The organism is Ensifer sp. ENS07, assembly GCF_014852185.1.
Classification (GTDB): domain Bacteria; phylum Pseudomonadota; class Alphaproteobacteria; order Rhizobiales; family Rhizobiaceae; genus Ensifer; species Ensifer adhaerens.
Genome location: NZ_JACVBE010000017.1, coordinates 150,077 through 159,632, shown reverse-complemented (window position 1 = coordinate 159,632; position 9,556 = coordinate 150,077). Strand labels below are relative to the sequence as shown.

Here is a 9,556-nt window from a genome sequence, read left to right as displayed (position 1 = left end):
GGTGGAGCAGCCCGGTAGCTCGTCAGGCTCATAACCTGAAGGCCGCAGGTTCAAATCCTGCCCCCGCAACCAAATCAAAAAAAGCCCGCATGGAGAAATCCAGCGGGCTTTTTGACGTTTGAACCGCAGGGAACAAGCGCAAACAAAGCTAAGCGGACAGATGTAAGGGGCGGGCGCCGCAACGCGGTGAGCGAGCGTCCTTCAATCCTCATCGGGTGGAGAGGGGCGGGGGAGGTGGCGGCGTCGTCTGCTTCTATGACCGGCGTTACCCGTTTATTAAGACATACAATCGATAGTTGCTTTCATTCTTGATTCTCGCGATGGCATGAGGCTGTGCGCACCCATTCGGCAGGCAGGTGCAGGAGCGCCGCCTTTGCCGCGGAGACCCACGCGTGACCACCATATCGCCGACGAGCAACGTTGCCTTGGAAATCCTCAGGCGGACAACGGCCGAGGCCGAGGAGAAAGCCGGTTCTGCCGACAGCGCGAACAACATCCTCAAGGCCGCGAACGGCGTTTCAGCGGAGCCTGGCAGAGCAACGACGCAGGCGCAGGGTGCAATCAACAACAGCATACTGGAGCTGAAGGCGAGGGCCGACGCTTTTGTCGGCACGGCGCTGGAATTGCTGAACTCCGACCGTTTCAGATCCAACGACCCCAATGTGAAGGCAGTGCTGAAGGAAATCCTCAACGAGCAGGGTGAGATTTTCGCCGGCCGGGTCGAGGCTGAACTGCTCAACAATCCCGGTCTCAGACACGAAGAGGCCATCGCCAATGCGCTGACCGCGACGGTGCGCGGCAATCGCAGCCGTTTTGCCGAAACCGAGATCGTGCTCGGTTATAAGCTGAAAACCGCCGGCGACCAGTTGCATTATGTTGCCGATGCCGAAGGCTATAGCTCCGGTCAGTTCCTGGCGGATGCCCAGAACGAAGCGCGTATCGGTCTCGACATCGCACAAAAGGCGCGCGCCAATGCGAAGGACGATGCGGCGCTCGCGGCGGCTCTGAAGGCGGAGGAGGAAGCCGAGCGGATCTACCGGCGAACGCAGCAGTCGGTGAGTGACTGGAACGGCTATTGGACGAAGAAATTCGGCTGGCCGGAGGCCCGGTGACGGTGCGATAAGGGATCGCCGCCCGGTGACGGGATAAGACGCGATGGGCGGATCGTTGGACAGGTTGCTCCGAGCTCGACCCGAGACGCGCTTTAACGGTTTGTCTTTGGGCGCTTCACGCCCCGCATCAACGATTCCCGTGTTTCGCCTGGTATCGTTCCGGCGCAGTGATCTGCGAACGAATTCGGTGCATTAGAGGATATGCCAAGCACGTGGCCGCCGTTCCGCTCTGCCGCTTGCGCTCCAATATCTTGAATTGCCGTGCGCCGTGATCGCAAACCGCTGCGCATTTTTCCGCGACATGGTTCAGCTTCCGGCGTCGCTCTTGCCGTCGGAAGGACCTTGGCTTCTCAGCTTTCCGTGATCGCGGTCGGAAAGCCACACCCGCGTCTCATCGAGGATTTCCGTCGACAGGTCGGGATCGTCAGTCATCCGCGCCAGGATAAGCGCGCCGATCATGGCCGCAGAACTGCCGATTGCCGCGCGACGCTTCTCATGCTCATCCGTGCCCGGCGCGACCTTGCCGAACCGGGCGAACTGGCGCTTGAGGACGTCCGTCATCTCCGACCGTGCGGAACCGGGCTGGCGGCTTACCTCCGACGCAAGGGCTGCAAGCGGGCAGCCGTGGCCGAAATCGTCCCGATGCTCCGGCGAAAGATAACGTCGGGCGACGGATGCAAGATCCACCGTTAGCGGCTCGGTTTCTCCCTGCAGACCGGCCAATGTCTGCGCGATCAGATCCTCCTTCGACTTGAAGTAGCCGTAGAAGCCGCCATGGGTGAGGCCTGCCGCCTTCATGACATCAGTAACGGTGACGGATTCGAAGCCGCGCTCCCGGAACAGCTGTCCCGCCGCCTCCAGAATTGTCTTCTTGTTCTCTTCGACCTGCTTCCGGCTCACGCGCATCATCGTCTCCTGAAATTTCGATTGACAATATACATGATAGTCATCATATATCCAAATACATGATAGTTATCATGAATAAACTGAAGGAGCCCAATCGATGAGCAGGAAGCCAGTAGTCCTTGTAACCGGTGCCTCGACCGGCATTGGCGCCGTCTATGCGGAGCGATTTGCCCGTCGCGGTCATGATCTCGTTCTGGTCGCGCGCAATGCGGCGCGGCTCGACGCGCTCGCTGAGCGCCTCAAGAACGAAACCGGCGTGGCGGTGGATGTGGTCCCGGCGGACCTGACCGACGCACAGGACCTCGCCAAGGTCGAGCAGCGGCTGCGCGAAGACCGGAGCATCGGCGTGCTGGTCAACAATGCCGGGACGTCTATCCCCCGAGGCTTTCTTCAGCAGCAGAGCGAGGACATCTCGAAGCTGATCGCGCTCAACGTAACGGCAGTCACCAGGCTCGCGCATGCGGCAGCTCCGGGGTTTGCGGAGAGAGGCGAGGGGGCGATCATCAACATCGCGTCGGTCGTCGGGCTTGCACCGGAGATGGGCGCAACCGTCTACGGCGCGACCAAGGCCTTCGTGCTGTTCCTTTCTCAAGGCTTGAATGTCGAACTCGCCACCAAGGGCGTCTACGTTCAGGCGGTTCTGCCCGCAGCGACGCGCACCGAGATCTGGGATCATGCCGGCGTCGATGTCGAGACGCTCCCCGGTGTGATGGAGGTCGGCGATCTCGTCGATGCGGCGCTGATCGGCTACGATCGACGCGAGTTGGTAACCATCCCGCCGCTTCCCGATGCCGGCCAGTGGAACACCCTCGATACGGCACGGCAGGCAATGCTGCCGAATTTTGCACAGTCGTTGCCGGCCGAGCGCTATCGGTCCGCTGCCTGACCGGTCCACGCACGGAGCGGGCGTTTGGCGTCCGCTCCGAACGCCTGCACCTGCTGAGACGGTCGATGCTCGGGCCTTTCCGCTTGGGCACAGCAAGCCACAGCGTTTCCACGGTTTGCCTCAAAGGCGTTTGCCAAGCGCCCTCAGGCTGCTTAGAAATTGAGGATCAAAGATTTCGCAAGGCCGACCACTCCGTCCCTGTGCGAAAATCCTCCCTCGAAACGATGTTGATGGTGCGAGCCGATGAAAAGATTCAATCTGGGACCAACCGACCTTTCCGTTTCCTCTGCCGTTCTCGGCCTGATGCGGATTGCCGATCTCAGCGACGACGCCATAAGCCGGCTCTATGGGAAGGCACGGGACGTCGGCATCAACGTCTTCGACCATGCCGATATCTATGGCGGCGAACTGCATGCCTGCGAGCGCCGTTTCGGCGATGCGTTGCGGCTGAAGCCGACTGAGCGCGAACAGATCGTCATCCAGAGCAAGTGCGGAATCCGTCGCGGCTATTTCGATTTCTCCAAAGATCATATTCTGCAGTCGGTCGATCGATCGCTTGCGGCGCTGAAGACCGACTATCTCGATCTTCTCTTGCTGCATCGCCCGGATGCGCTGGTGGAACCGGAGGAGGTGGCGGACGCCTTCGACAAATTGCAGGCGGCTGGCAAGGTCCGGCATTTCGGCGTCTCGAACCACACCCCGCGGCAGATCGATCTTCTGAAGACCGCCGTCCGCCAACCGCTCGTCGCCAACCAGATCCAGCTCAGCATTGCGCATGCGCCTTCGGTCGCCTTCGGAATCGCCGCCAATATGGCAGGTCTCGAGCAATCGATCGATCGCGACGGGGAAGTGGTCGTCTATTCGCGCATCAACCGCATGACGTTGCAGGCCTGGTCACCGTTCCAGCAGGGTTTCTTCGGCGGCGTCTTCGTCGGCGACGAGAAGAACTTTCCGGAACTCAACCGGTTGCTGGACGAACTCGCGGGCAAGTACGGGGTATCGGCTTCCGCGATCGCCTATGCCTGGATCGCCCGCCATCCGGCCAACATTCAGGTGGTGCTTGGAACGACAAGTCCCGAGCGTTTGGGCGATATCGCGCCCGGCGCCGACATCACGCTGTCGCGCGAGGATTGGTATCGTCTCTTCACGGCGGCAGGACACGTGCTGCCCTGACCTCGTTAGGTCTGCAGACCATTGAAAAGGTCCGCTCGGATCCGAGCGGGCCTTTTATGTATTGGGGGCTGATGCGGGCTTAGCTGCGCGGCTTCAGGTTTTCCGGATCGTAGAGCGGCTTGTAGCCGACGCCGACGACCTCGACCGGATAGGTCTCGGCGAAGTATTCGACGTTGAGTTTGCGGCCGACCTGGCAATGGGACCACGGCAGATAGGCAAGCGCGATGTTCTTGCCGATCGTCGGGCCGAAGGCGATCGAGGTGGTGTAGGAACGGCGGCCCAGTTCATCGACCAGCACCTTGCCGGTTTCAGGATCCATCACCGGCAGGGTTCCGACCGGATAGCGCTTCACGCCGTTCTTGTCGGTATTCTCCGTCATGACGAGCGTGCAGAGCATGGCCGGCTGATGTTCGCGCGCCTTGTATTCGAGATGCTTGGCCTTGCCGCGGAAGTCCACGTCCTTGACCTTCGGGCGGGCAAGGTCGGCTTCGATGAGGTTGTACTGGGTAAGCAGGTCGGCGTTCTGCAGGCGCAGGCTCTTTTCCATGCGGCGCGAGTTCGCATAGGTTTCGACGCCGAAGGCCATGACGCCGGTCGAGCGCAGCGCGTCCCAGACGGCGAGGCCGTCCTCGTACTTCATGTGCAGTTCCCAGCCCTGCTCGCCGACATAGGAGATGCGGAAGGCGGTGACCTTTTTGCCGGCGATCTCGATCGGCTTGATCGCGGCGAAGGCGAAGTTCTCGATGTCGAGGCCCGAGGGATCGGCAACCACCTTCTTCAGCGTCTCACGGGCATTGGGACCCCAGATGCCGATGGTGATGAACTTCTCCGAGACGTCGGTGATGGTGACGTCAAGGCCGCGATCTTCGGCGACGCGGCGCATGTACTGGAAGTCGCGCGGGCCGGCGTCGGCGCCGTTCACCAGGCGGCAGCGGTCGGCCATGCGGAAGACGGTGAAGTCGGCCCGTACCATGCCCTCGTCGTCGAGGAAGTGGGTGTAGATGCCCTTGCCGATGTTGCCGTCGCCGCCGACCTTGGCGGCGCACAGCCATTCGAGCAGCTCGACATGGTCAGTACCTTCGATGTCGACCATATGGAAGTGAGAGAGGTTGACGATGCCGCAGTCCTCGCTCATCGCCAGATGCTCGGCGTTGGAGACGCGCCAGAAATGGCGGCTGTCCCACTCGTTTTCACGTACCGGAACGCGGTCGCCATACTTCTCCAAAAGGTGCTCGTTGGCAGCGTAGCCGTGGGCGCGCTCCCAGCCGCCGAGTTCCATGAAATAGCCGCCGAGTTCCTTTTCGCGCTCGTAGAAGGGCGAGCGCTTGACGTTGCGGCCGGTGGCATAGGGTTCGCGGGTGTGCACGGCGGGGTAATAGATCTTCTGCGCCGCCTCGAAGCAGCGGCCCTCGATGAACTTTTCTTCCAGCTGGTGCGGATAGAAGCGGGAATAGTCGATCGAGGCGTGGTCGATCTCGGTGCGGCCGTCTGTCATCCAGTCGGCGATCAGCTTGCCATAACCGGGGCCGTCCTTCACCCAGATGGCGACGCAGTACCACAAGCCGCGCACCTTTTGGCTCTCGCCGCAGGAGGGGCCGCCGGCGGCCGAGACCTGCAGCAGGCCGTTGAAGGAATGGCTCTCGTTGTAGCCGAGTTCGCCGAGGATCGGCGTCAGTTCCATGGCGCGCTCGAGCGGCTCGATGATCTGTTCCATCTCCAGGTCGCGCTGTGAAGGCGACAGGCGCGCCTCGTGCTTTTCAAGAATGTTGCGTGGATGGCAGAGGCGCGGATTGGTGGTCTCGTAATAGCCCCACTCGATCTGGCCGCCCTCGGTAGTCTTCGGGTCGCCGGTGTCGCGCATGTAGGCCGAGTTGCCCTGGTCACGCAAAAGCGGGAAGCCGATCTCCTTGCCGGTGCCTTCGAATTCGTTGTACGGGCCGAAGAAGGTGAGCGGATGGTCGACCGGCATGACCGGCAGGTCCTCACCGACCAATTCAGCGATCAGGCGACCCCAGATGCCGGCGCAGACGATGACGTGGTCCGCCATGATCGTGCCGCGATGGGTGACGACGCCCTTGATGCGGCCGTTCTCGACGATCAGCGACTTTGCCGGCGTGTTGCCGAAGACCTGCAGCTTGCCGGACTTTTCCGCGGCGTCGACGAGCTTGCCGGCAACCGTCTGCGAGCGCGGGATGACGAGGCCGGCATCCGGGTCGAACATGCCGCCCATGACCTGATCTTCTTCGATCAGCGGGAACATCGTCTTGATTTCAGCCGGCGAGACATAGTGGGCGCGGGTGCCGAAGGCCTTGGCGGAGGACAGCTTGCGCTTGATCTCTTCCATCCAGACATCGTCGCCGGTGCGCGCCACTTCCAGGCCGCCGATGCGGGCGTAGTGGCCCATTTTCTCGAAGAAATCGATCGAATACTGCGTCGTCCAGACCGAGAGATAGTCGTGGCTGGTGGTGTAGCAGAAGTCCGAGGCGTGTGCGGTCGAGCCGATATCGGTCGGTACGCCCGACTTGTCGATGCCGACGATATCGTCCCAGCCGCGCTCGATCAGGTGGTGCGCGATCGAAGCACCGACGATGCCACCCAGCCCGATGATTACGACTTTCGCCTTTTGCGGAAACTCTGCCATTGATTGCGACCCTAGTTGGATTGGATGCCGGATTTTAGGGCCTGATCCGCCCCGACCAGAGCCTGTCTACGACATTCTCATCAAACTGCACGACCAGAGCCGAGCATTTTGCGGTTCGCCGAACGAGAGCTGTCGAGACGGTCATGCCACTGATTTCGTGAGAAAAAGCGCCTCTCAGCGCCAATCTGATTTCATCTAGCATATCGCAAATGGCGACGCATCCGAATGCGTCATTGCGATCTACCTGCTTTCCAGTGATCGCGGCGTTGGCCACGAAAGATAATCCCATCGGGTAAGATTGACAGCGATGCATGATGTTAATAAGTTCGGTAACAGAACGAATTAAAAGAGGTCCCCGTGAACGACAGCTTGCGCATCTCCCGGAAGTTCTCCCAGCGCTCCGTCATGGAGGCGATCGTCCAGGGCGGTCCGATTTCGCGTGCGTCGATCTCGAAGCAGACCGGCCTTTCCAAGCAGACCATTTCGGAGATCGTCCGCGGCCTCGAAGAAGAGGGTTGGGTGCAGGAGACGGGGCGCACCAGCGGCCATGTCGGGCGCACTGCCGTCACCTACGAACTGGTGTGCGATGCCGCCTTCATCATCGCCGTCGACCTCGGTGGCACGAAGGTGCGCGTGGCGATCACCGATCTCGCCTGCCAGATCTTTGCCGAAGACACGGCGCCGACCGATCCGCGGGGCGGCCGCTTCGTCGTAGAGCAGATCGCTGCCATGGCCTTTGATGCGGCAGACCGACAGAAGATCGCTCGCGAGAAGATCCGGCTTGCGGTGGTAGGCGTTCCCGGCGCGCCCTGCAGCGAGACCGGCCGTGTGCTGCTTGCACCGAACATTGCCGGCTTCGACACGATGGATGTCGTCGGCGCCTTCGAAGAGGTGCTCGGTTTTGGAGCCATGCTCGAAAACGACGTCAATCTTGCCGTCCTTGGCGAAAACTGGCTGGGCCAGGGGCAGGGGATCGACAACCTCGCCTATGTGGCGCTGGGCACCGGCGTCGGCAGCGGCCTGATGGTCGGCGGCCATCTGGTGCGCGGCGTCAGCAATGCGGCCGGCGAAATGGGTTTCCTGCCGCTCGGCGCCGACCCGTTCGAGGCGGAATCGCTGCGCACCGGCGCCTTCGAGCGCGCGGTTGCCTCGCATGGCATGGCGGAACGTTACGCGGCGCTTTCGGGCAAGACCGTTGCCGTGCCCACCATCTTTGCCAAGGCAGAAGCGGGCGATGCGGCAGCGCTGACGGTGCTGGATGACACTGCGCGGTATCTGGCAGCCGGCGTTGCCGCGATTGCCGCGATCGCCAACCCGCAGAAGGTCATCCTGGGCGGATCCATCGGACTCCGGCCGGAAATGCTTGAGCGGGTAAAAGCCTTCCTGCCGCAGTGCTTCCCCTATCCGGTCAATGTGGAGACCGGTGAACTCGGCGCGCGCGCCGCGATCATCGGGGCGGCGGCGATCGGGCTCGGTCAGTTGCACAACACCCTGTTCGGGGTCGATGCGCCCGATGGCCGGATTTCGCTGCCGCGGGCAAACGTCAACGCGCTTCGGGAGGCGATGTGATGACGATGAATGACGGCTTGGTCGAACGTTTGCGAGCGGCGCTTGATCGCGAGACGGCGATTGATCTTTTTCGTGGCGCGATCGGGCGTGAGAGCATTACCGGCAACGAGGCGAATTTCGTCGCCTTTCTGGCCGAAACGATGCAGCGCCTTGGCCTGGAAGGCTTGAAAACGGCGGAGTTCCTGCCGGGTCGGCCGAACGTCTGGGCGGAGCGCAAGGGGCGCGGCAAGGGGCCACGCCTGCTGTTCATTGGCCATACGGATACGGTGCATGTCGACGGCTGGCGCGAGCATTGGGCCGGTACCGAGCGCGAGGATCCCTTCGCTGCACCGATCATCGATGGGGCGGTCTGGGGGCGCGGCTCGGGCGATCTGAAGGCAGGCATTTGCGCATCGCTGGCGGCGCTGTCGCTGCTCGACAAGTCCGGCGTTGCGTTGGCCGGGGACGTGGCCTTTGCCTTCGTCGGCGACGAGGAAAGCGGTCAGCCGGGGACCGGTGTCTCCGCCGGTATCAAGGATCTGGTCGAACGCATCGAGACCGGTGACATCGTCCGTCCGGACTTCGTCGTCTATGTCGAGCCGACACGGCTTTCGGTTTATCCGGCGCAGATCGGATTTTTCATCGCCGACATCACGATTACAGGCAAGTCCGCCTATTTCGGCGTACCCGAACTCGGCAAGGATGCATTGCGCGCCAGCCACGCGGCGATGTCGGCTCTCTGGAAACACTCCGACGAGATCGCCGCGCGGGCCGAGCACAAGCTGATCGGTCGCAGTTTCCTGCTGATCACCGGCCTTGCCGGCGGCGGCTACATCGCCGTGCCCGAGCGTTGCACGCTGTCGCTGATCCGCAAACTGTTGCCAGGGGAATCGCTGGACACGGCGGCGGCCGAGATCGAGGTTGCGGTGCGCTCGGCGATCACCGATCCGGAAATCACGGTCGAGTTTTCCTATCCGGCCGGCCGCGACCATGCGCTTGGCGGCACGGCGGCTGAAATCGACGAAACGGCGGGCGAAGTCGGTGCGCTATCAGCCGCCATGGCCGAAGCGATGGCTGGGCGCGGCGTCATCGAAGGCGCGCCCTTCTGGTCGGAATCGCCATTCTTCGTCAACCGCTTGGGTGTGCCTGCCGTCTATTGCGCGCCCGGCGACATCCGCAATTGCCATACCTACGAGGAACGGGTCGAGGTGGAGGAATACCTCGCCGGGATCGTCGGATTTGCCGCCTTCATGGCGCGCTACTGCGGCGTCATGGACTGAACTGCCAAAC

The 9,556-nt window shown here is 62.1% G+C and carries 7 protein-coding genes; 5 read left to right on the top strand and 2 right to left on the bottom strand.

What is annotated here, in order from left to right; translation table 11 throughout:
- Positions 1–392: 392 nt before the first annotated feature.
- On the top strand, positions 393–1,112 hold the full coding sequence (locus tag IB277_RS33515; protein ID WP_090298324.1) for a hypothetical protein: 720 nt from the start codon (positions 393–395) through the stop codon (positions 1,110–1,112).
- Between the two features lie 306 nt (positions 1,113–1,418).
- On the opposite strand, the gene IB277_RS33510 is transcribed toward IB277_RS33515, so the two are convergent.
- Complete coding sequence (locus IB277_RS33510) at positions 1,419–2,018, bottom strand: TetR/AcrR family transcriptional regulator (RefSeq protein WP_089045823.1); 600 nt, start codon at positions 2,016–2,018, stop codon at positions 1,419–1,421.
- 97 nt (positions 2,019–2,115) lie between these two features.
- Here IB277_RS33510 and IB277_RS33505 point away from each other — a divergent pair, with 97 nt between their 5' ends.
- Both IB277_RS33505 and IB277_RS33500 read left to right on the top strand, forming a co-directional pair.
- Positions 2,116–2,904, top strand: coding sequence for an SDR family oxidoreductase (locus IB277_RS33505; protein WP_060520324.1), 789 nt, complete (start codon positions 2,116–2,118; stop codon positions 2,902–2,904).
- 243 nt (positions 2,905–3,147) lie between these two features.
- Positions 3,148–4,077 carry an aldo/keto reductase family oxidoreductase gene (locus tag IB277_RS33500; RefSeq protein ID WP_089045824.1) on the top strand — a complete coding sequence of 310 codons (930 nt, stop codon included), beginning with the start codon at positions 3,148–3,150 and terminating at the stop codon, positions 4,075–4,077.
- 79 nt (positions 4,078–4,156) lie between these two features.
- Here IB277_RS33500 and IB277_RS33495 read toward each other — a convergent pair whose 3' ends face one another.
- Positions 4,157–6,718 carry an FAD-dependent oxidoreductase gene (locus tag IB277_RS33495; protein WP_090298321.1) on the bottom strand — a complete coding sequence of 854 codons (2,562 nt, stop codon included), beginning with the start codon at positions 6,716–6,718 and terminating at the stop codon, positions 4,157–4,159.
- Between the two features lie 357 nt (positions 6,719–7,075).
- Here IB277_RS33495 and IB277_RS33490 point away from each other — a divergent pair, with 357 nt between their 5' ends.
- Together IB277_RS33490 and IB277_RS33485 are read left to right on the top strand one after the other, a co-directional pair.
- Entirely contained in the window at positions 7,076–8,287 is a 1,212-nt protein-coding gene (locus IB277_RS33490) for an ROK family transcriptional regulator (protein ID WP_034798940.1), read from the top strand.
- A complete protein-coding gene (locus tag IB277_RS33485; protein ID WP_090298316.1) occupies positions 8,287–9,546 on the top strand; it encodes a M20 family metallopeptidase in 1,260 nt (419 codons plus the stop codon). The genes IB277_RS33490 and IB277_RS33485 overlap by 1 nt, the downstream gene beginning before the upstream one ends.
- Positions 9,547–9,556 lie beyond the last annotated feature (10 nt).